Below are 22132 nucleotides of genomic sequence, written 5' to 3'. Positions count from 1 at the left end.
TTTGCATCTCGGCCGGACGATGCGTGGCGCAACGCAAGGGGCGGTTCAGCCCACCGCCTTTGCTGCCGAGCGGCCCGCATTGCGGCCCGAGAACAGGCAACCGCCGAGGAAGGTGCCTTCGAGCGAGCGATAGCCGTGCACGCCGCCGCCGCCGAAGCCGGCGGCTTCGCCGACCGCATAGAGCCCGGGAATGACGCTGCCCTCGCCGCCGAACACGCGGGACTCGAGGTCGGTCTCGAAGCCGCCCAGCGTCTTGCGGGTGAGGATGTTGAGCTTGACCGCGATCAGCGGCCCCTGCGCGGGATCCAGGATCCGGTGCGGGGAGGCGGTGCGGATCAGCCTGTCGCCGATATAGCGGCGCGCATTGTGGATGTTCATCACCTGCGCATCCTTGACGTAAGGATTGGCGATCTCGCGGTCGCGCGCCTCGATCTGCGTCCTGATATGGTCGAGCTTGAGGAGGTCGCTGCCGGCAAGCTTGTTCATCTCCGCAACGAGATCCTCGAGCTTGTCGCGCACGATGAAGTCGACACCATGGCTCTTGAAGGCTTCGACCGGCGCCGGCGCGCCCTTGTTGGCGGCGCGCCGCAAGGTCATGCGCCAGCTCTTCCCCGTGAGGTCGGGGTTCTGCTCCGATCCCGACAGCGCGAACTCCTTCTTGATGATGCTCTGGGTCAGGATGAACCAGGAATAATCATAGCCGGTCGACATGATGTATTTGAGCTGGCCGAGCGTGTCGGAGCCGGGGAAGAGCGGCGCCGGCAGCCGCGTGCCGGTGGCGTCGAACCACATCGAGGAGGGCCCGGGCAGGATGCGGATGCCGTGGCGCGGCCAGATCGGCGACCAGTTCTGGATGCCCTCGACATAATGCCACATGCGGTCGCGGTTGATCAGCCGCGCGCCTGATTTCTCGGTGATGCCGATCATGCGGCCGTCGACATGCTCGGGCACGCCGGAGATCATGAATTTCGGGGGATCGCCGAGCCGCTTCGGCCAGTTCTGCCGGACCAGTTCGTGATTGCCGCCGATGCCGCCGGAGGCCACGATCACGGCCTGCGCCTTCAGCGCGAACTCGCCGACCACATGGCGCGATGAGCTCTTGCCGCGCTCGACAGCGTCGGGGGCGAGGACGGCGCCGCTGACGCCGTCCACCGTGCCGTTGCTGATCGAGAGCGCGTCGACGCGGTGGCGGAACCTGAAGCTCAGCCGGCCGCTCTTCATCGCCTCGCGCGCGCGGCGCTCGAACGGCTCGACGATGCCGGGCCCGGTGCCCCAGGTGACGTGAAAGCGCGGTACCGAATTGCCGTGCCCCATCGCGTCGTAGCCGCCGCGCTCGGCCCAGCCCACCACGGGGAAAAAGCGGTGGCCCATCGCCCGCAGCCAGGCGCGCTTCTCGCCGGCCGCGAAGGCGACATAGGCCTCGGCCCATTGCCGCGGCCAGAAATCGTCGTCGCGGTCGAAGCCGGCGGCGCCGATCCAGTCCTGCATGGCAAGGTCGACGCTATCCTTGATGCCGAGCCGGCGCTGCTCCGGCGAATCGACCAGGAACAGGCCGCCGAACGACCAGAATGCCTGGCCGCCAATCGACTGCTCGCCTTCCTGGTCGACCACAATGACGCGCTTGCCCGCGTCGGCAATCTCGGTGGCGGCCACAAGGCCCGACAGTCCCGCCCCGACGACGATGACGTCTGTTTCCTCAGCCATGCATGTCCCCCTCCATAGTTCCCCCTGTAATCGCCCGGATTGAAGCCGGCGGTTGTACCTGAGATCAAGGGTGCGGCGCGTAAGACCTCGTTAACTTGTTCCACTTTGGGATAGAGCGCCTCCGAGTGCAGCGCGGACGCAACACTGGATTTGAATTTGTTTTGAGCCAGCCGGCCTGCCTAGACAAAACCTCGGTTACGACGGACGCTAGCCGTGCATCACCACCTGACACGCAGATTCGAATTCGACTGGGGCGGGGGCCAATGAAGTTTCTGACGGGGTTGCTTGCGGCGGTTCTGCTGATCGCTGGCATGGGGGCTTCTCACGCGGTGGTTCGGATCGCGGATGACCGCGGTGGCCGGATTGGAACCTACGTCGACAAGTACCAGGATCTGCGTCAGTCAGGCGAGACCGTCATCATCGATGGCCTTTGCGCATCCGCCTGTACCATCGTCCTCGGCGCCATCCCGCATGACCGCATCTGCGTGACGTCCAGCGCGACGCTCGGGTTCCACGCCGCCTGGGATTTCGGCAGCAATGGCCGCGCCGTCACCAATCCCGAGGCGACCCAGATGCTCTATTCGATGTACCCGTCGCAGGTGAGGCGCTGGATCAGCCAGCGCGGCGGTCTCACCCCGCATATGCTGTTCCTGCGGGGCAAGCAGCTCCAGGCCATGTACAAGCCCTGCTACATGGACGCGCAGGCCTCGACCATCAAGCCGTCGCGCCGGTCTCTTCCGCAAGCGGACCAGATCGAATCCGCCCGGGGCCAGCTGCGCTGACGTTCTCGACCTGACCGGAGCGTTCTGTCCCGCCGGCGGCGCCTTGCCCGCGGGCGGGCCAAAGCCTATGTGAAGGCCTGGAAACCGGGCCTTCGCCCTCGATCATTGTCATGGCTCAACCCCTGCATCCGACGCATCCGTTACAGGACAATTCGTCCACTGCCGGCCGGACGCCGTCCGTGCTGCTGTGGGCGGGCGCGGCGACCTCTGGATTGCTCGTGCTCGGCGCGCTGGCGCTGTGGTTCCACTACGGCACGCAAATGTTCTTCGAAATGATCCGGACCGGCTTCGCCGCCTGCTTCTGATCCGCGACAGGAAGTTTCCCGCTCATGAGCTCCGCCACCCGCCCGCTGGTGATCGCGACCGCATTCGCCGTAAGCCTCATTGTGGGGCTCCTGATCATGTTCTGGGCCATGGGCGGGATCAGCAAGGTGGCGCAGCCGGCTGCGATCGGCGGCCCGTTCCAGCTCACCGACCAGCACGGCAAGGCCGTCACCGACAAGAGCCTCAAGGGCAAGCCCACCCTGATCTTCTTCGGCTATACCCATTGCCCCGACGTCTGCCCGACCTCGCTGTTCGAGATCTCGGAAGTGCTGCGCGTGATGGGCAAGGATGCCGACAAGGTCAATGCCGTCTTCATCTCGGTCGATCCCGAGCGCGATACGCCGGCGACCATGAAGGACTACCTGTCGAGCTTCGATCCGCACCTCGAGGGCCTGTCCGGCGATCCCGCCGAGACCGCCAAGGTCATCACCTCCTACCGGGTCTACGCCAAGAAGGTCCCGACCAAGGACGGCGACTACACCATGGACCATACCGCGCTGATCTACCTGATGGACCGCGACGGGAGGTTCGTCTCGCCGTTCAACCTGAAGCGGACGCCGGAAGAGGCGGCGGCGGAGTTGAAGAAGTATCTCTGAAGGCCCAGCAGTCTGCCGCGAACTCCGCTGCAACCTCTCCCGCTTGCGGGGAGGTCGGCGCGAAGCGCCGGGTGGGGGCTCTCTCCACGGAGGGGCTCTCGCCTAGAGGAGAAACCCTCTCCCCCGCCCTTCCCCGCAGGTGGGGGAGGGAGCGCACCTTCATCCAGCCCGCATTCGGCGCTCGCGTTCCCGGCGGGATGGTCTATAACGCCCTCCGATCCCAACGAAATTCGTTCATTTCCGGCCGATGGCTCCATCGCAACAGGCGAAATCGACCAAATCTGCCCGTAGCTTGCTGACCGGGCTGGCCGCTATCGCGTGCCTGCTCGCGAGCCTGCCCGCCGCCGAGGCCCAGGCTCCGGCCAAGCAGCCTCCGGCCGCACCCCAGGCCACGCCGCAGATCGCGCCTCAAGCCGCCCCGCAGGCCGTGCCCGGGTTCTGGGACCCGCGGCGGCGACCGGAACGGCCGGACCTGTCGCGCCTGACCGTGATCCGCTTCCTGACCGAGACCGATTATCCGCCGTTCAACTATACCGGCGCCGACGGCAACCCGGCCGGCTTCAATGTCGATCTCGCCCGCAGCCTGTGCGAGGAGATCAAGGTCACCTGCACGGTGCAGATGCGCCGCTTCGAGACGCTGGTCGACGCGCTCTCCTCCAACCGCGGCGATGCCATCATCGCCTCGATGGCGGTGAGTCCGCAGCTGCGCGCCCGGGTCGACTTCACCGATCCCTATTACCGCGTGCCGGCGCGTTTCGTCTCCCGCAAGGACGCGGTGATGCCGGAAATCCGGCCCGAATATCTCGAGGGCAAGAAGGTCGGAATCATCGCCGGCTCCGCGCACGAGGCCTATCTCAAGGCCATGTTCACCGACGCGGAGCTGCACGCCTATCCGAGTGACGAGGCGATGCGCGCCGCTTTGCGCAAGGGCGAGGTCGATTTCATCTTCGGCGACGCCATCTCGCTGGCGTTCTGGATCAACGGCACCGATTCCGGCGATTGCTGCGCCTTCTCCGGCGGCCCCTTCGTCGAGAGCCGCTTCTTCGGCGAAGGCATCGGCATCGCCGTGCGCAAGGGCAACGACGTGCTGCGCCAGGCCCTGAACTGGGCGCTGTTCCGCCTCTGGGAAAAGGGCCGCTACACCGATCTGTGGCTGCGCTATTTCTCGGTGAGCCCGTTCTGACCATTCAGTCCCGTCATTCCGGGGCGCGCAAAGCGCGAACCCGGAATCTCCGAGATTGTGGCGCGAGATTCCGGGTTCACATTGCTGATGCGCGTGCCCCGGAATGACGACCAACGTTTTTTGCATTCTGCCGGGAAATCGCTATTTTCCGCGGCCCGGAGGCCCTTCTTGATGTCCGTTGTCGATCCCAGCATGAGCCCGAGCGATCTGCGTGCGCTCGCCGAACAATCCAACGCCTGGCCGTTCGAGCAGGCCAAGGCCATCGTCGCGCGGCTGAAGAAGAGCCCGAAGGACGAGGTGCTGTTCGAGACCGGCTACGGGCCGTCCGGCCTGCCGCATATCGGCACGTTCGGCGAGGTCGCACGCACCTCGATGGTGCGGCACGCCTTCCGCGTATTGACCGAGGACAAGGTCAAGACGCGCCTGCTCGCCTTCTCCGACGACATGGACGGCTTCCGCAAGGTGCCCGACAACGTCCCCAACAAGGAGATGCTGACCGCGCATCTCGGCAAGCCGCTGACGCGGGTGCCGGATCCGTTCTCCAACGAATACCCCTCGTTCGGGCACCACAACAACGCACGGCTGCGCGCCTTCCTCGATCATTTCGGCTTCGACTACGAGTTCGCGAGCTCGACCGATTATTACACGTCGGGCCGCTTCGACGCGACGCTGCTCAAGATGCTCGCCGCCTACGACAAGGTGATGGAGATCATCCTGCCGACGCTGGGCCCCGACCGCCGCGCCACCTATTCGCCGTTCCTGCCGATCAGCAAGACCACCGGCATCGTGCTGCAGGTGCCGATGATCCGCCGCGACGTCGCGGCCGGCACCGTGACCTATGTCGACCCTGATACGAACGAGGAAGTCGAAACGCCGGTCACCGGCGGCAACGTCAAGTGCCAGTGGAAGGCCGACTGGGCGATGCGCTGGGTCGCGCTCGGCGTCGACTACGAGATGGCCGGCAAGGACCTGATCGATTCCGTGAAGCTCTCAGGCGCGATCGCCAGGGCGCTCGGCGCCACGCCGCCGGAAGGCTTCAACTACGAGCTCTTCCTCGACGAGAAGGGCCAGAAGATCTCGAAGTCGAAGGGCAATGGCCTGACCATCGACGAATGGCTGCGCTACGCCTCGCCGGAATCGCTGTCGCTGTTCATGTATCGCGAGCCGAAGGCGGCCAAGCGGCTGTATTTCGACGTCATCCCGCGCAACGTCGATGACTATCAGCAGTTCATCGACGGCTTTGCCAAGCAGGACGGCAAGCAGCAGCTCGGCAATCCGGTCTGGCACATCCACAACGGCAAGCCGCCGAAGGGCGACATGCCCGTGACCTTCCAGCTGCTGCTGACGCTGGTGTCGTCGTCGAACGCGGAGAATGCCGAGACGCTGTGGGGCTTCATCGGCCGCTACCGTCCCGGCGTGAGCCCGCAGACGCATCCCAAGCTGGACGCGATGGTCGGCTACGCCATCAATTATTACCGCGACTTCGTCGCGCCGACGAAGCAGTTCCGCGTGCCGACCGACACCGAGCGTGCGGCGCTGCAGGACCTGCGCGATGCGCTGTCGCAGCTTCCGGCGGACGCCTCGGCCGAGGACATCCAGAACGTCGTCTATGAGATCGGCCGCCGCGAGCCGTTCCTCGACCAGGTCAAGAAGGGCAAGGACGGTCGTCCCGGCGTCACGCTGGACTGGTTCAACATGCTCTACCAGGTGCTGCTCGGCCAGGAAAAGGGCCCGCGCTTCGGCTCCTTCGTCGCGGTCTACGGCGTGCAGAACGCGGTCAACATGATCGACGGCGCGCTGGCAAGGAGCGCGTAAGAAACGCGATGCCCTTCGCTACCACATACGGCTGCTGTCCCGGCGAACGCGGGGACCCATACCGCGCGATCTATCGGAGAGAGGCGGTCCTTGTACCGACATAAGCGCAACTACGGATCTTCGCCTAACCCCTCCCTGGGGCTATGGGTCCCGGCATTCGCCGGGACGACAGTGTGATCGGAGCCGCCGCTCAGATCGACCTCAGCACGTAGCGCCTGTTATCCTTCTGCGCCGGGCGCGCATTCATCGGATAGAGCTTTGCGAACGCGGCGATACCGCGGCCCCGCAGTCACTGGCTCGTCCACACGATCCGCGCGATCCACGCCACCTCCCCCGCCGCCATCGTGCGCACGGCTTGCGAGGCGTTAAGCAATTGCAGCTCCACGACCTTCGCGGTACGGCGCCTCAGCGTTGCGATCGTCATCTCGCCCGTCCTGCTTCGCACCACCACGCGATCGCCCTTGCGGATCGGCGCGCCCGGCGAGACCAGGACGATATCGCCGTGGCGGTAAACGGGGACAAACTCATCGCCGGAAATCTCCAGCGCAAAGCCGTGGCTGTCCTCGGTGGCCGGAAGCGCGGTTTCGGTCCAGGCCTTGCCCGAGGGAAGGCCGGACTCGTCGAAGGCGCCGCTCGCGCCGGCCAGCGCGAAACGAAGCAGCGGCACGGAGCGGCCGTCGCCCGCGTCATCGTCGACCAGCCGCGCAAAGCTGTCGAACGAGGCATCTGCCGCCGCCAGCGCCTTGGCGATCGATTCGGTCGAGGGCCAGCGCTCGCGGCCGTCCGAAGTGACGCGCTTGGACCTGTTGAAGGTGGTGGGATCGAGCCCGGCGCGCTTGGCCAGGCCGGACGGCGACAGACCGGCGCGCGCCGCCAGCCGATCCAGCGCGATCCAGATCTGGTCGTGAGTGAGTATCCTCTGCGCTTTGGCCTGCCTGACCATGCAAGGTCCAGCCCGTCGCAACTCAGGAAAACTGTCCTCAAATCAACCGGTTTTCCGCTTTTCGCGCAAGTGGCGGCGATTTCACCGGACCGGAAAGGCTTGAGGCCTTGAGTTCGGCAGGGGCGGCCTTTACGGTCGCGCCGGGGTTGTTGCGGACCCGCACGAGACGAAAAAACCCAAAAGACTCAAAGAGCAAACAGGACTGCGCAAGCGGTGGTCAAGATCTACAAAATCTGTCCGGCCTCGGCCTGGCGTGAGGCGGAACGGCAGGGTGTCTACCGGGGCAGCGCCGACGATGCGCGCGACGGGTTCATCCATTTCTCGACCGCCGACCAGGTTCCCGAGACCCTGCGCAAGCACTATTTCGGACAGCGTGCGCTGTTCCTGGTCGAGGTCGACGGCGACGTGCTCGGCAGCGAGCTGCGTTGGGAGCGCTCGCGCAACGACGAGCTGTTTCCACATCTCTATGGCGAGCTCGATGTCGGCGCCGTGATCGCGGTGATCAACCTCAACATACGCTCCGACGGCGGTCACGATGTTCCGGAGCTGCTGCCGTGATCCGCGCGTTCGACGCCTTTTCCCTGCCGGTGCTGCGCTGGCTCGATCCCGAGGATGCGCATCGCCTCGCGATCCAGGGCCTGCGCTTCCTGCCGCCGGCCAAGCCGCGAGCCGATGATCCCAAGCTCGCGGTGCGCGCCTTCGGGCTGAATTTTCCCAATCCGATCGGCATGGCCGCGGGCTTCGACAAGAGCGCGGAGGTTCCGGACGCGTTGCTGCGACTCGGCTTCGGCTTCGTCGAGATCGGCTCGGTGACGCCGAAGCCGCAAGCCGGCAACCCGCGGCCGCGGCTGTTCCGCCTCGAGCGCGACGAGGCCATCATCAACCGCATGGGCTTCAACAATGACGGCGCGGACGTCGCCTTGCGCCGGCTCGCCGCGCGCGCAGCACGGCGGCATCGTCGGCGTCAATGTCGGCGCCAACAAGGATTCAACCGATCGCGTCGCCGATTACGTCAAGCTGATCGAGACCTTTGCGCCGGTCGCGAGCTACTTCACCGTCAACGTCTCCTCGCCGAACACGCCGGGCCTGCGCAATCTGCAGGAAGGCGCCCTGCTCGACGATCTCCTCGCGCGGGTGATCGACGCGCGCGAGCGTGTCCGGCAGAAGGCCGGCGACACGCCGGTGCTGCTCAAGATCGCGCCGGATCTCAGCCTCGCCCAGCTCGACGACGTCGTGCAGGTCGCGCGCTCGCGCCGGGTCGACGGCATGGTCGTATCGAACACGACGATCTCCCGGCCGAGCACGCTGCGGGAGGAGACGCGCGCCAAGGAGCAAGGCGGCCTGTCGGGCCGGCCGCTGTTCCGCCTGTCGACGCGGATGGTTGCGGAGACCTATGTGCGCGTCGAGGGCGCCTTCCCCCTGATCGGCGTCGGCGGCGTGGATTCCGGCGGCGCCGCCTTGACCAAGATCCGCGCCGGCGCCAGCCTGATCCAGCTCTACTCGTCGCTGGTCTACAAGGGCCTCGGCCTCGTCGACGAGATCAAGCGCGACCTCACCTCGACGCTGCTCCGCACCGGGCGGGATTCCCTGTCCGAGATCGTCGGTGCGGATGCCGCGACGCTCACGGCGGAAGACTGGCCGGGGATGTAGGGCAGTCGCGTGCCCCGGACGCAGCGCGTCCAATACGCAACGATGTAGCCCGGATGGAGCGCAGCGAAATCCGGGCTACTATTCGTCTACAACTTGGAAAACGTCGCCCTGAACTGCGCCGGATAGCGCACCGCCTGCAGGCCGCCGCGCGAGAGATAGGAGGCCAGCAGCGCCCACCACAATCCGGCATTGCCGAACGATTGCAGCGCCCACCAGGTGCCAAGGAAGATCGCGAGCGAGGCCAGCATCAGATTGCGCATCTCGCGCGCCCAGGTCGCGCCGATATAGATGCCGTCGAACCCGAAGGCGAACACGCCGGGAATCGGCGCGAACGCGACGAAGGGCAGGAATTCGCGCGCGGCGCGGCGAACTTCCTCGCTCGCCGTCATGAAATCGATCAACGCCGGCCCGAACAGCGCGAACAGTGCTGCGACGACGATGGCGAAGCCGAGCCCCCAGAGCAGCACCAGCCGGGTCGAGGCGGCAAAGCCTTTTGCGTCGCGTGCGCCGAGGGTGCGCCCGCAGAGCTGCTGGGCGGCGTTGGCGAGACCGTCGAGGAAAAAGGCGCTGATGAACAGGAAGTTGTTGAGCACGGAATTGGCCGCCAGCGTGACGTCGCCGGCCTGCGCGCCTTTCGCGGTGAAGAACAGAAATACCGTGATCAGCGCCGCGGTGCGGATCATGATGTCGGAATTCACCGCCAGCATCCGCAACAGCTTGTCGCGGTCGAGCAGCGTCCTGTACGGGACCGCGAAGCCACCCTCGGCATAATGGCGGCAGACGATCACGCCGAGGGCGAACCCGACCGCTTCCGAGACCAGCGCGGCGATCGCGGCGCCGGCGATGCCGGCGTCGTAGACCAGCACCAGCAGGATCGTCGCCGCCATGTTGACGAGGTTGATGACGACCTGAAGCAGCAAGGCTGAATTGGCGCGGGCCTGGCCGATCAGCCAGCCGAGGATGACGTAATTGGCGAGCGTGAACGGCGACGACCAGATCCGGATCCCGAAGTAGGTCTGCGCTGCCCGCGTCACATTCTCGCTGCCGCCGATGAGGTCGAACAGCCCCGTGGCCAGCGGCACTTGCAGCACGATCAGCGCGGCGCCGATCAGGCCGGCGACGATGAAGCCGCGCGCCAGGATCGCGGTCGGCTCACGCACCTCACCCGCGCCCAGCGATTGCGCGGTGAAGGCGAGCGTGCTCATGCGCAGGAAGCCGAACAGCCAGAACAGGCAGTCGAAGACGATCGACGCGATCGCGACGCCGCCGAGCAGCGCCGCATCGTCGAGGCGGCCGATCGCCGTGGTCGAGACCACGCCGATCAGCGGCGTGGTCAGGTTGGCGACCATCGCAGGACCTGCGATGGCGAACACGTCTCGTGTGCCGACTCTGGGATGGACGGGCGCGTGCATGGTCAGAATACGACGACCATGCCGTCCTCGGCCGCCATGTAGGGCAACGCGTCGAGGCGCGACAGCATATCGTCGCTCATATGGGTGAGCACGAGCCGTTTGGCGCCGATCGCGGGCAGATGCTGTTCCAAGGTCTTCAGGCTGAGATGGTTCTTGACGACCTTCTCGTACACATAGGCCTCGGCAATGAAAAGATCGGCGCCATGCGCCAGCGGAATGAGCGTCTCCGTCCATTCGGTGTCGGCGCTGTAGGCGAGCGTGCGGCCTTCGGCCTCGACGCGGTAGGCGAGGAAGGGACCACCGGATTCGCCGTGCACGACGGGATAGGGCGTCACCGTCACGGCGCCGAACGTCCGGCTTTGTCCGGGCGCGAGCGCGACGATATCGAGCTCGAAGCGCTGTTTGGTCTTCGAGGAGTGCTCGAACAGCGCCTCCATCACCTCACGCAGGCGCCTCTCGATGCCTTGCGGGCCCGCGATCGTCAGCGGCCGCGTCCGCCGCGAGAACTGCGCGTCGAGCAGCAGGAACGGCAGCCCGGCAAAATGGTCGCCGTGGAAATGCGTGATCAGGATCAGATCGATCTCGTCGCACGCGATCTCAAGCCGCTTCAGCGCCGGCAAGGCCGACGCGCCGCAATCGATCAGGAAGTTGGCCTCGCGCCCGGAGACATGGAAGCAGGTATTGAGCCTGCCGCCGGAACCGAAGGCGTCGCCACAGCCGACGAAACGCAGTTGCATCGGCTGCGGGCTCCCAGCCTACCGACCGCGCGGCGCGCCGAACACGCGCGAGAGCAGCCAGATCGGGATCACGATCACCGCGCCGAGCAGGAAGTAGCGCCACAGCCAGTTGATGGTATCGAAGCCGAGATCCCACAGACGCTGGAACAGGAGGCGGATGCTGTAGATGATGTTCCAGGGATCGAATCCGATCGCGGCCAGCACGACGCCGACCAGAATCGAGAGCAGGACCAGCCGGAACGCGACCGCCAGCGGCGAGCCGCCGAGAAAGCGGTTCAGCCCATCGCTGCGGCCGGCCGGCAAATCTCTGACGTCTTGGACCATCGCAAACTCCTCGAGAAGGATTCGACCCCATTATAGGGCACGGCGAGGCACATGGGGAACCCAGATCGGCGCGTCAATCGGGTTACCGGAGTTTAATTCGGGCACGCCCGAGCGTATCGATCGTGCGCGCTGGTGGCCACGGGCTCCTAAACCTCTTCCGCGTGCGGGAGAGGTCGCGCCGTAGGCGCGGGTGAGGGCTTTATCCTCCAGGAGACTGTCCCAATGCGGAGAGAACCCTCTCCCCGACCCTCTCCCGCAAGCGGGAGAGGGAGCACAGCGCCATCGCGGCGGGATCGCGCCTCATACCTCACACCTCAATCTCCGCCGCCTCCGCCTTCAGCATCCGCTCCAATGTCTCCAGCCGATCGGCCTCGCGCGGCGGCTTGTCCCAGCGCAGGCGGCTGATGCGGGGAAAGCGCATGGCGACGCCGGATTTGTGCCGCGGCGAGCGCTGCAGGCCCTCGAACGCCACCTCCAGCACCAGCCCCTTGTCGCCCTCGTGCACGACATGGCGCACGGGACCGAACTTCTCCGTGGTGTTGCGGCGAACGAAGCGGTCGATCTGCAGCAGCTCCTCGTCGGTGAAGCCGAAATAGGCTTTGCCGACCGGCACCAGCTCGTCGCCGCCCTCGCCCGCGGTCCAGACGCCGAAGGTGTAGTCGGAATAATACGACGAGCGCTTGCCGTGACCACGCTGCGCATACATCAGCACGGCGTCGATGATGTGCGGATCGCGCTTCCACTTCCACCATTGGCCCTTCGGCCGTCCCGGCAGATAGGGCGCATCGCGCCGCTTCAGCATCACGCCTTCGACGGCGTCCGCATCTTCTCCGGCTCCCGCACTCGCGGGATCGGCGCGCGCGGCGGTCAATGCGTCCCAGCTTGCGAAAGGCACGGTGGGCGACAGGTCGATGCGGGGATCACCGAGCTTCGTGATGAAGCTCTCCAGCCGCTCGCGCCGCTCCGCGAACGGCAGCTCACGCAGATCGTTCTCGTCGTCGCCTAGCAGGTCGTAGGCGCGAAGGTGGATCGGAAACTCCTTGATCAGCTTGGGCGAGACAACCTTGCGGTTGAGTCGCTGCTGCAGGACGTTGAAGCTCTGCACGCGGCCCTCACGCAGGATCAGCAGCTCGCCGTCGATCGCACCCGGCAAATGCAGCGAGGGCACGAGGTCCGGAAAGCTGCCCGTGATGTCCTCGCCGGTGCGCGAATAGAGCCGCGCCGTGATGTGGCCGCGCTCGTCGCGGCCGGCAACAGCCTGAACGCGGATGCCGTCCCATTTCCATTCGGCGATGTAGTCGGCCGGATCGAGCCCGGCGAAATCGGTGTCCTCGATCGCATGCGCCAGCATCACGGGCCGGAACGGCGCGGGATCACGGTTGACCGGCTTGTCGCCGCGGCCTTCCAGCCACGCGAACAGGTCGAGATAGGGCGGTGCGAGGCCTGGCCAGATCAGCTCGAGCTCATGCGGATCCTTGTCGCCGAGCGCGGCCGCCGCGGTCTTGGCAAGGCGCGCCGAGATGCCGATCCGCAAGCTCCCGGTGACGAGCTTCAACAGCGCCCAGCGGCCGGTCTCGTCCAGCTCGTCGAGCCAGCGCTCGAGCTGCTTCGGCAGCTCGGTCTTGCCGAGCGTGCGCAGCGTAGTGACGACCTCGGTGAGCGTTGGGGGTGGCGGGTTGTTGTGGTTGCGGGCGTGCGGGGACTCATCAGCATCTCGCCCGGAGTACCCCCTCCCTGCCCCTCCCCCGCAAGGGGGAAGGAACAGTTGGGCTCGTGCGTCCATCACTCGCTAAGCTACTGTCAGTTTTAAATCGCGTCTGCTGCGCCGCGCTCCGCTGCGCTCCCTCCCCCCTTGTGGGGGAGGGCGGAGGAGAGGGGTGGCTCAGGATAGACTCGTTGTCGTAGACATCTCGCCTCGACCACATCAGAGCGACCGTCTCCGAGAGATCGCCGACATAATCGTAACTCAACCCGAACAGCACCTCATCCGTGCGCGACGCGATGAGGTCGCGGATCAGGGCCGGCTTGGCGTGCTTGAAGCTGAGCGCCCCGGTCAGCGCGGCCAGCGCATAGCCGCGGTCGGGGTCGCCGACCTCGCGGAAATAGCCGGTGATCAGCCGCAGCTTGTTGTTGCGGCCAGGCTCATAGGCGAGACGGTCCAGGAGCTCGGCGAAGCGGTTCATGCCTCGGCCTCACCCGTGATCGGCGTCTCGCTTTCCTCCTCGTCGCCATAGCCGACGAGATCGAGCGGTTGCGCTTTCAGGCCCTTGCTCCGGCACCAATGCACCAGCGCGTCTTCCTGGCCGTGGGTGACCCAGATTTCGCCGGCGCCGGTCGCGCCGATCGTGGCGGTGAGGCCGTCCCAATCGGCGTGATCGGAGATCACCAGCGGCAGCTCGACGCCGCGCTGCCGCGCCCGGGCGCGCACGCGCATCCAGCCCGAGGCGAAGGCGGTGACGGGATCGGGAAAGCGCCGCGTCCACAGGTCTGACGTCGCCGAGGGCGGTGCCAGCGTGATGGTGCCGGCCAGCGCCGCCTTCTTGACGCCCTTCACCGGCCGGAGCTCGCCGAGATCGATGCCGCGGCTCTGGTAGTAATGCGTGATCGTCTCCATGGCGCCATGCAGGTAGATCGGGGCATCGTAGCCGGCCTGCCGCAGCAGCTTGATCACGCGCTGCGCCTTGCCGAGCGAATAGGCGCCGACGAGATGCGCGCGTTCGGGAAACAACTCGACCGAGGCGAGCAGCTTGCTGACCTCATCGGCGGCATCGCCATGCCGGAATACCGGCAGGCCAAAGGTGGCCTCGGTGATGAAGACGTCGCAGGGCACCAGCTCGAACGGCGTGCAGGTCGGATCAGATGCGTCCTTGTAGTCGCCGGAGGCGACGATGCAGGTCTGCTTGCACGTCACGGCGATCTGCGCCGAGCCCAGCACATGGCCCGCCGGGTGAAACTTGACGCGAACATCGCCGAGCCGGATCTCCTCGCCATAGCGGATCGCCTGCGTTGAGCCGGCGAAGTTCTCGCCATAGCGCAGTCGCATTATGTCCAGCGTTTCCTGCGTCGCCAGCACCGCGCCATGGCCGGCGCGGGCATGATCGGAATGACCGTGGGTGATCACGGCCCGCTCGACCGGGCGGACGGGGTCGATATGGAAGCCGCCGGGCTTGCAGCACAGGCCGGCAGCAGCTGGCAACAGGATGTCTTGAGGTCGCATGGTCGTGATATAGGCAGTGGGCGCTTCAAATTAAGCTGTCATGCGCGGGCTTGACCCGCGCATCCATCTTCTTAAAGAGTTCTGTTTTTGATGGATTGCCGGGTCAAGCCCGGCAATGACGAGTAGTTCCATGCCGCTCCGCCTGTTCCTGACCTCCGGCGATCTCATGGCCGACCGCCGCTTCGAATTCGCGCGCGACCTCCAGCTCAAGGGCGATCTGCCCGCGGCCGCCGACCTGCTGGAGCAGGCGATCGAGCTGGCGCCCGACTTCACCTCGGCCTGGTTCACGCTCGGCGAAATCCGGCAGCAGCTCGGTGAGCGCGACAAGGCCATCGCGGCGTTTCGAGAAGCGCGGAGGTGCGACCCCGGCGACCAGCACGGCGCCGGTCTGCACCTGATGCGGCTCGGCGAAGCCGAGATGGCGGAGATGCCGAAGGCCTATGTGCAGGCGCTGTTCGACCAGTACGCCCCGCGCTTCGAGCACGCGCTGATCAACGATCTCGGCTACCGCGCGCCGAGCCTGATTTTCAAGGCGGTGCTGGCCGCGCGCGTCGCCGCGAAGAAGCCGACCTACTTCAAGCGCACCATCGATCTCGGTTGCGGCACCGGCCTTGCGGCCGCCGCCTTCGCCAAGCAGGTCGATCATTTCATCGGCATCGATCTGTCGCCCGGCATGATCAAGCAGGCGCGCGCCACCAACCTCTACGCCGAGCTCGAAGTCGCCGACATGATCGAGGGCCTGCGCACGAAGCATGACGCGAGCGCAAACCTCATCGTCGCTGCGGATGCGTTCGTCTATCTCGCCGATCTGGCGCCGGTGCTCGACGAAGCGAGCCGCGTGCTCGCATCGGGCGGCGTGCTCGCCTTCACGCTGGAGACGCATGACGGCAGCGGCATCGTTCTCGGCGAGGGCCTGCGTTATGCCCATCCGGCGGAATATGTTCGCGGCGCCATCGCCAAGGCGAGCCTGAAGCTGCTGACGCTGGAGCCGGCCTCGCCGCGCAACGAGAACAACGAGCCGGTGCGCGGTCTCGTCGTCGTCGCCGAGAAAACTTGAGTCTAGGCGCTAGGCGCCGCGCGATTAAGCGTCATTGCGTCGCAAAGAAGCGACTTCCCACTTGCGAGCCGTGCTGCGTTCCCAGCACAATGCGCGCACCAGGGAGAAACAAATAATGACGAAGAAACCATCGCGGCGCGATTTCAGCACCGCCGCGCTTGCCACCATCGCCGCATCCACCTTGCCCGCGCCCTACGTCTGGGCCGCGGAGAAGAAATACGATGCGGGCGCCAGCGACACCGAGATCAAGATCGGACAGACCGTGCCGCATTCTGGCCCCGGCTCGCTCTACGGCGTGCTGGGACGAATCGGCGAAGCCTATTTCCAGATGCTGAACGAGAAGGGCGGCATCAACGGGCGCAAGATCAAGTTTCTCACCATGGACGACGCCTACAGCGCGCCGAAATGCGTCGAGGCGACGCGGCGCCTGGTCGAGCAGGAGGAAGTGCTCGCGCTCTACGGCTCGCTCGGCACCGCGCCGCAGACGGCCGTGCACAAATACCTGAACTCCAAGGGCGTGCCGCAGCTGTTGCTCAACACCGGCGCGTCGAAGTGGAACAATCCGAAAGAGTTCAAATGGACGATGGCGGGCCTGCCGCTGTATCCGACCGAGGCGCGCATCCTGGCCCGCCACGTCGTCAGCGTGAAGCCGAACGCCAAGATCGGCATCCTCTACCAGAACGACGATTTCGGCCGCGACTTCCTCGGCCCCTTCAAGAAGGTGCTGGCCGATGCCGGCGGCACCGCGCAGGTGATCATGGAGCAGACCTATGATCTGACCGAGCCGACCGTCGATTCCCAGCTCATCAATCTCTCGAAATCGGGCGCCGACGTCTTCTACAACATCTCCACCGGCAAGGCCTCGTCGCAGTCGATCCGCAAGGTCGCCGAGCTCGGCTGGAAGCCGCTGCAGCTGTTGTCGGCCGGCTCGACCGGCCGCTCGATCCTCAGCGCCGGGGGCCTGGAGAACGCCACCGGCATCGTCGCCATCCGCTACAACAAGGAGGTCGGCCTGCCGAAATGGGAGAAGGACCCCGACGTGATGGCGTTCGAGGAATTGCGCAAGAAATACACGCCGGCCATCGACCCCGACAACACCATCGCCTTTGCCGGCTACGGCCAGGCCGTCACCATGGGCGAGATCCTGCGCCGCTGCGGCGACGAGCTCACCCGCGCCAACGTGCTGAAGCAGGCCTCGAACCTCAAGGGCTTCCACTCGCCCTACTTCCTCGACGGCGTCACCTACAGCTACACGCCGGAGGACTACACGCCGATGAAGACTCTGTTCATCTCCACCTTCACCGGCAAGGACTGGGACATCTCCGACAAGCCGATGTCGGAGTAGGTAGGGCGCGACCCGTTCACCTCTCCCGCTTGCGGGAGAGGCGTAGGCCGCCTCCGGCGGCCGTCGACGCCGAGGCAAAGCCTCGGCTATGGCGAAGCGCCGGGTGAGGGCTTTCTCCTCTTGGGGATTGTCCCATTGCGGAAACACCCTCTCCGCAGCCCTCTCCAGCAAGCGGGAGAGGGAGCGCAGCTCCGTCTTTGCAGCGATCGAGCCTTCATTTCATCTCGCTCAGGCGCTGACGCGCGATACCAGCCGGTACGCCCGCGCCGCATTCACAGCAAAAGCCTTGTCCCGCACCTGCGGGCCGAGCTTCCTCAGGCAGGCTTCCAGCGCGCTCTTGATCTCGCCGTAGCTTCCCGCAAGCAGGCACACCGGCCAGTCCGAGCCGAAGATCAGCCTGTCCTCGCCGAAACAATCTGCGGCGTGCGCGACAAACGGAAACAGGCGCTCCGCATCCCAGTCGTTCCAGACTGCCTCGGTCGCAAGGCCTGAGATCTTGCACCAGACATTGCCGCAGGTCCCGAGCGCCTTGATGTGGCCCGACCATTCGGCGCTGCCGCCGTCGGCGATCGGCGGCTTGGCCGCGTGGTCGAGCACGAAGCGCGCTTGCGGAAAGGCCTGCGCGGTTGCGATCGCGGCGGGCAGCTCGCGGGTGCGGACGAGAAAATCGTAGGCAAGATCACGCGCGAACACTGCCGTGAGCCCACGCTGGACGTCCTCGCGCAGCAGCCAATCGGGATCGGCTTCGTCATGCACCTGGTGGCGGATGCCGACGAGCTTGTCTCCGCCCGGCAAACCGCGCAGCCGGGCGAGCGTATCGCTGAGCGCCCCGTCGGTCAGGTCGGCCCAGCCGACGACGCCGATCACCGACGGCGTCGCATGCGCGATCGCTAAGAATTCCTCGGTCTCCTCGAGCGAGGAGCGGCATTGCACCACGATGCTGGCATCGATGCCGTTCGCCTTCAGCAATGGCGCCAGATCGGCCGGGCCGAACGCGCGGCGGATCGGCACGAGCTCGTCCGCCGCCATCCAGGAATAGTCGGCGCGCGCCGGATCCCAGAAATGCTGGTGGGCATCGATGATCATGCCTTACGCTCCCGTCGGCAGCGGCGCGCGCGCATCGACGAGGTTTCGCGCACGCAGCTCCTGCCAGAACGCAGTCGGCACGGTCTTCTCCGACATCGCGATGTTGTCGGCAACCTCGCTGGCGTTGCGCGCGCCCATCACGGCGACGGTGACCGCCGGATGCGCCATGCAGAACTGGAGCGCGGCGGCCCTCAGCTCGGTGCCGTGCTTGCGGCAGAGCCCGTTGAGCTCCAGCGCCCGCGCGACGAGCGAGGCATCGGCGTCCTGATAATTGAACTTCGCGCTCGTGTGCGGATTGGCGAGGATGCCGCTGTTGTAGATGCCGCCGAGCAGGATGCCGATCTTCTTGGCCGTGCAGACCGGAAACAGCGCATCCAGCGCGCCCTGGTCGAGCAGCGTGTAGCGCCCGGCGAGCAGGAAGCAGTCGACCGGCACGGCTTCCGCGAAGCGAACCGGCATCTCCGACTGGTTCATGCCGGCGCCGATCGCCTTGACCGTGCCGTCCTCGCGCAGCCGCTGCAGCGCGCGGAAGGCACCTGTGACGGCCTCGTCATAATGATCGTCGGGATCGTGCACCAGCAGGACGTCGACGCGGTCGAGCCCGAGCCGGCCCAGGCTTTCCTCGACCGAGCGCATCACGCCGTCATAGCTGAAGTCGAACACCGGCCGCTCGCGCGGCGTTCCCTTGTAATGCTCGTCCTCGGCGGCCGCGCGTTCAGGCACACGCAGCAGGCGGCCGACCTTGGTCGAGATGGCGTAGGACTCGCGCGGCTGTTGCCGCAGGAAGGCCCCGAGCCGCCGTTCGGCGAGGCCAAAGCCGTAGAGCGGCGCGGTATCGAAGAATCGTACCCCGAACGACCAGGCGCGCGCGATCGTCGCCTCCGCATCGGCATCGCTCACAGGACTGAACAATCCGCCGAGCGGGGCGGAACCGAGGCCGATCGAGGTGACGTCGAGCGAGCCGAGCCGCGATCGTTTCATTCCCATGGCCTTGTCTTCATTCCAACAGTCCGGATCATCTCTCCCGCTTGCGGAAACCGCAAGCGGGAGAGGCATGCAGGAACGCGGGGCTGGCGGGCGCTCCTACTTCAACATCTGCGCGACGTTGTCCTTGGTGACGAGATCGAGGCCGGTGTAGACGATCTCCGGCACCTTCTCGCCCTTCTTGATGGCGAGCAGCGTATCCATGGCCTTCTCGCCCATCTCGAACGGACGCTGGCCGACCAGCGCATTGGCATAGCCGTCGCGCAGCAGCTCGAGCTGCATCTTCAGCGTATCGGCGACGACAAGGGTGAACTTGCCGGAATCGATGTCCTTCTTGTTCCTGGACGCGAAGGCCTTGAAGCCTTCGGGCGCGAACATCGGCCAGCCGCCGATGGGCACGATCGCGGCGAGATCGGGCGTTGCGGTGCGCATGTCCGTCATCTGCTGCACCGCCAGTGCGGGATCGTCGTTGCAGAAGGTCGGGGAGCCCGCGACCTCGGCCCATTTCGAGCCCTTCAGCGCCTCGCGCACGCCGTCGACGCGCTCGGCGAGATTCTTGGCACCTGGGCCGCCGGAGACCATGGCGTATTTGCCGCCGTCGGGCCGCATCTTCAAGAGTTGCTTGCCGAGCGCGACGCCGAACTCCTTGTTGTTGGTGCCGATATAGGCGAGGCGCTTGGACCCGGGTGCGTCGGCATCGAAGGTGATGACGGGAATGCCGGCGGCGGTCGCCGCCTCGATCGACTTGGTCATGGCCGCGACGTCGGCGACCGAGATGGCGAGACCGTCGACCTTCTGGGTGACGAAGTCCTGGATGATCTGCGCCTGCGTCGCCGGCTCGTGCTCGACCGGTCCCTTGTAGATGCACTCGATGTTGCCGAGCTCCTTGGCCCGCTTCAGGCAGCCGTCGCGCGCGAAGTCGAAGAACGGATTGTTCATCGCCTTCGGCACGATGACGAAGCGGTAGTTCGCGGCGAATGCCGGCGTCGCCATCATCGCAACCGCGATGCCGGCCAGAAGAAATTTCCTCATCGTCTCCTCCACTCTCGTTTGGTGCCCGTCCTTTTCAGATCGTCCGGGAAGCGGACAGGCGGCGTTTTCGTTGCCTTCCCGAGAACCACGTCAATTCAAGTCATCCGCGAGCGGATGCGGTCGACCAGCACGGCCAGGATGATGATCACGCCGACCAGCGTCTGCTGCCAGTAGGAGGAGACCTGCGCCAGCACGAGGCCGTTGCGGATCACTTCCAGCAGCACGCAGCCGACGATGGCGCCGAGCGGGCCGCCGATGCCGCCGGCCAGGTTGGCGCCGCCGATGACGGCGGCCGCGATCACATTGAGCTCGTAGGAGGTCGCCATGTTGGCCGGCGCCGACCCGAGCCATCCCGAGATGATGATGCCTTGCAGGCCGGCGGCCAGCGCGCAGATCACGTAGACCTCGATCTTCACCCGCACCACCGGAATGCCGGTCAGCTCGGCCGCCTTCTCGTTGCCGCCGAGCGCGAAGACGTGGCGGCCGAACGCGGTGTGGTGCAGCACCACGGCCATCGTCAGCGCGAGGATCACCAGATAGATGAACGGCACGGGCACGCCGAGCACGTCGCCCGAGGTCGCGGCGTAGAAATAATCGGCGTCGGGCCCGCCCGGAAAGCTGCCGCGGCCGTTGGAGACGACATAGCCGAGCCCGCGCACGATCGAGAGCATGCCGAGCGTGGTGACGAAGGGCGACAGGCCGAGCACGGCGATGCAGAAGCCGTTGACGAGCCCGGCGATCAGCGCCACGCCGAGCCCGGCCAGGACCGAGACCAGCAGGATCAGCCCGGGCACGTTGGCGAGCACGGTCTTGCCGTCCGCCGCCATGTGCACGAACAAGGCGCCGGCGGGCGAGCCGGGCGCCGACAGCTCGGTCATGACCATCGAGGTGATCATGGCGGAGAAGCACATCATCGAGCCGACCGAGAGGTCGATGCCGCCGGTGATGATCACGAAGGTGACGCCGAGCGTGGCGATGGCGATGAAGGAGAAGTTCTTCGCCACGTTCTGCATGTTGCCTTCGGTGAAGAAATACGGGCTGGCGAAATGCATGATCACCAGCAGCACCGCCAGCGCGAGCAGCACGTAGCCGGTCTGGGAGGCGAAGATGCCGCGCTGCCACCATTTGATCCGGCCCACATTGGTGAAGCTGATCGGAGATTCCATGGGCATGGCCATTATGCCGCCTCCTTCGCGCCGGTGATGAGGGCGGTGACTTCCTCCGGCGAGGTCTCGTGGATCGGCTTGTCGGCTCGCTTCTCGCCGCGGCGCATGACGATGACGCGGTCGCATACCGCGAACACGTCGGGCATGCGGTGCGAGATCAGCATCACGGCAACCCCCTGCTCCTTGAGCCGGTGGATCAGGCCGAGCACCTGCTCGACCTGACGCACCGAGATCGCGGCGGTCGGCTCGTCCATCATCACCAGCCGCGCATTGGAGAGCCGCGTGCGCGCGATCGCAACCGCCTGGCGCTGGCCGCCGGACATCTGCTTGACGAGATCATCGGGCCGCGTTTCCGAGCGCAGCTCCCCGAACAGCTCGAGCGCCCGCGCCGCCATCGCCTTGTGGTCGAGCAGCGCGACGGGCCCGAACCTTCGCTTCAGCTCGCGACCGAGGAACACGTTGGCCGCCGCCGTCAGATTGTCGGCCAGCGCGAGGTCCTGATACACGACCTCGATGCCGACCGCGCGGGCATCGACGGGCCGGCTGAAATGGACCGCGCTGCCGGCAAAACGGATCTCGCCATGGCTGGGACGGAAATTGCCGGCGATGATCTTGACCAGGGTCGACTTGCCCGCGCCGTTGTCGCCCATCAGGCCGACCACCTCCCCCGGCATGACCTGCAGGTCGACCTCGTGCAGCGCGCGGATGGCGCCGAATTCCTTGCCGATGCCGGTGAGCTCGAGGACCGGTGTGGTGTCAGCATGTGCCATCGGCG

The 22132-nt window shown here is 66.0% G+C and carries 19 protein-coding genes and 3 pseudogenes; 9 read left to right on the top strand and 13 right to left on the bottom strand.

The genetic code is table 11. From position 1 onward, the window contains the following. Nucleotides 1-45 precede the first annotated feature (45 nt). Nucleotides 46-1704: an FAD-binding dehydrogenase gene (locus tag ACETMP_RS26115; RefSeq protein ID WP_375158405.1), complete on the bottom strand. Its 1659-nt coding sequence runs from the start codon at nt 1702-1704 to the stop codon at nt 46-48. Nucleotides 1705-1967: 263 nt separating this feature from the next. On the opposite strand from ACETMP_RS26115, the gene ACETMP_RS26110 reads away from it, so the two are divergent. The 5 genes from ACETMP_RS26110 to ACETMP_RS26090 all read left to right on the top strand — a co-directional run bounded on the left by ACETMP_RS26110 (nt 1968) and on the right by ACETMP_RS26090 (nt 6404). After that, entirely contained in the window at nt 1968-2486 is a 519-nt protein-coding gene (locus tag ACETMP_RS26110; protein WP_375158404.1) for a hypothetical protein, read from the top strand. Nucleotides 2487-2596: 110 nt separating this feature from the next. Then, nucleotides 2597-2791 (top strand): hypothetical protein, encoded by a 195-nt coding sequence (locus tag ACETMP_RS26105; RefSeq protein ID WP_375158403.1) that lies wholly within the window; start codon nt 2597-2599, stop codon nt 2789-2791. Nucleotides 2792-2815: 24 nt separating this feature from the next. Further along, a complete protein-coding gene (locus tag ACETMP_RS26100; RefSeq protein ID WP_375158402.1) occupies nt 2816-3406 on the top strand; it encodes an SCO family protein in 591 nt (196 codons plus the stop codon). 247 nt (nt 3407-3653) lie between these two features. Beyond that, nucleotides 3654-4589, top strand: coding sequence for a transporter substrate-binding domain-containing protein (locus ACETMP_RS26095; protein WP_375158401.1), 936 nt, complete (start codon nt 3654-3656; stop codon nt 4587-4589). Nucleotides 4590-4760: 171 nt separating this feature from the next. Further along, nucleotides 4761-6404 (top strand): lysine--tRNA ligase, encoded by a 1644-nt coding sequence (locus ACETMP_RS26090; RefSeq protein WP_375158400.1) that lies wholly within the window; start codon nt 4761-4763, stop codon nt 6402-6404. A gap of 190 nt (nt 6405-6594) precedes the next feature. Here ACETMP_RS26090 and ACETMP_RS26085 read toward each other — a convergent pair. Both ACETMP_RS26085 and ACETMP_RS26080 read right to left on the bottom strand, forming a co-directional pair. Continuing rightward, nucleotides 6595-6678: pseudogene (locus tag ACETMP_RS26085) on the bottom strand (carbonate dehydratase); the annotation flags it as partial. Nucleotides 6679-6693: 15 nt separating this feature from the next. After that, entirely contained in the window at nt 6694-7347 is a 654-nt protein-coding gene (locus ACETMP_RS26080; protein WP_375158399.1) for a helix-turn-helix transcriptional regulator, read from the bottom strand. A gap of 213 nt (nt 7348-7560) precedes the next feature. Here ACETMP_RS26080 and ACETMP_RS26075 point away from each other — a divergent pair, with 213 nt between their 5' ends. Further along, on the top strand, nt 7561-7905 hold the full coding sequence (locus ACETMP_RS26075) for a DUF952 domain-containing protein (RefSeq protein ID WP_375158398.1): 345 nt from the start codon (nt 7561-7563) through the stop codon (nt 7903-7905). Then, nucleotides 7902-8997: pseudogene (locus tag ACETMP_RS26070) on the top strand (quinone-dependent dihydroorotate dehydrogenase). The gene ACETMP_RS26075 and the pseudogene ACETMP_RS26070 overlap by 4 nt, the downstream one beginning before the upstream one ends. A gap of 86 nt (nt 8998-9083) precedes the next feature. Here ACETMP_RS26070 and ACETMP_RS26065 read toward each other — a convergent pair. The 5 genes and pseudogenes from ACETMP_RS26065 to ACETMP_RS26045 all read right to left on the bottom strand — a co-directional run bounded on the left by ACETMP_RS26065 (nt 9084) and on the right by ACETMP_RS26045 (nt 14687). After that, nucleotides 9084-10409: an MATE family efflux transporter gene (locus ACETMP_RS26065; RefSeq protein WP_375158397.1), complete on the bottom strand. Its 1326-nt coding sequence runs from the start codon at nt 10407-10409 to the stop codon at nt 9084-9086. Between the two features lie 2 nt (nt 10410-10411). Next, on the bottom strand, nt 10412-11146 hold the full coding sequence (locus tag ACETMP_RS26060; RefSeq protein WP_375158396.1) for an MBL fold metallo-hydrolase: 735 nt from the start codon (nt 11144-11146) through the stop codon (nt 10412-10414). An 18-nt stretch (nt 11147-11164) separates the two neighbouring features. After that, entirely contained in the window at nt 11165-11470 is a 306-nt protein-coding gene (locus ACETMP_RS26055; RefSeq protein ID WP_018644944.1) for a DUF6460 domain-containing protein, read from the bottom strand. A 307-nt stretch (nt 11471-11777) separates the two neighbouring features. Continuing rightward, nucleotides 11778-13653 (bottom strand): annotated as a pseudogene (locus ACETMP_RS26050) (ATP-dependent DNA ligase). Continuing rightward, on the bottom strand, nt 13650-14687 hold the full coding sequence (locus ACETMP_RS26045) for a ligase-associated DNA damage response exonuclease (protein WP_375158395.1): 1038 nt from the start codon (nt 14685-14687) through the stop codon (nt 13650-13652). The pseudogene ACETMP_RS26050 and the gene ACETMP_RS26045 overlap by 4 nt, the downstream one beginning before the upstream one ends. A 130-nt stretch (nt 14688-14817) precedes the next feature. Between ACETMP_RS26045 and ACETMP_RS26040 the strand changes: the two genes are divergently transcribed. Together ACETMP_RS26040 and ACETMP_RS26035 are read left to right on the top strand one after the other, a co-directional pair. Further along, the gene (locus ACETMP_RS26040) at nt 14818-15744 is read left to right on the top strand and encodes a methyltransferase domain-containing protein (RefSeq protein WP_375158394.1); all 927 of its coding nucleotides are present in this window, start codon (nt 14818-14820) and stop codon (nt 15742-15744) included. 115 nt (nt 15745-15859) lie between these two features. Then, on the top strand, nt 15860-17089 hold the full coding sequence (locus ACETMP_RS26035; RefSeq protein ID WP_375158393.1) for an ABC transporter substrate-binding protein: 1230 nt from the start codon (nt 15860-15862) through the stop codon (nt 17087-17089). 228 nt (nt 17090-17317) lie between these two features. Here the strand turns inward: ACETMP_RS26035 and ACETMP_RS26030 are convergent, their stop codons facing one another. The 5 genes from ACETMP_RS26030 to ACETMP_RS26010 form a co-directional block, all read right to left on the bottom strand. Continuing rightward, nucleotides 17318-18175, bottom strand: a complete 858-nt coding sequence (locus tag ACETMP_RS26030) for an amidohydrolase family protein (protein ID WP_375158392.1) — start codon at nt 18173-18175, stop codon at nt 17318-17320. A 3-nt stretch (nt 18176-18178) separates the two neighbouring features. Continuing rightward, nucleotides 18179-19156 carry an aldo/keto reductase gene (locus ACETMP_RS26025; RefSeq protein WP_375161989.1) on the bottom strand — a complete coding sequence of 326 codons (978 nt, stop codon included), beginning with the start codon at nt 19154-19156 and terminating at the stop codon, nt 18179-18181. Between the two features lie 102 nt (nt 19157-19258). Next, nucleotides 19259-20191 carry a sugar-binding protein gene (locus ACETMP_RS26020; RefSeq protein WP_375158391.1) on the bottom strand — a complete coding sequence of 311 codons (933 nt, stop codon included), beginning with the start codon at nt 20189-20191 and terminating at the stop codon, nt 19259-19261. A 95-nt stretch (nt 20192-20286) separates the two neighbouring features. Beyond that, the gene (locus ACETMP_RS26015; RefSeq protein WP_375158390.1) at nt 20287-21369 is read right to left on the bottom strand and encodes an ABC transporter permease; all 1083 of its coding nucleotides are present in this window, start codon (nt 21367-21369) and stop codon (nt 20287-20289) included. Beyond that, entirely contained in the window at nt 21369-22127 is a 759-nt protein-coding gene (locus ACETMP_RS26010; protein ID WP_375158389.1) for an ATP-binding cassette domain-containing protein, read from the bottom strand. Before ACETMP_RS26010 ends, ACETMP_RS26015 begins: the two co-directional genes overlap by 1 nt. Nucleotides 22128-22132 lie beyond the last annotated feature (5 nt).

Source organism: Bradyrhizobium dasycarpum, assembly GCF_042019905.1.
Classification (GTDB): domain Bacteria; phylum Pseudomonadota; class Alphaproteobacteria; order Rhizobiales; family Xanthobacteraceae; genus Bradyrhizobium; species Bradyrhizobium japonicum_B.
Note: the sequence above shows the minus strand (reverse complement) of the source record. Positions and strands in the feature narration are given on the sequence as shown.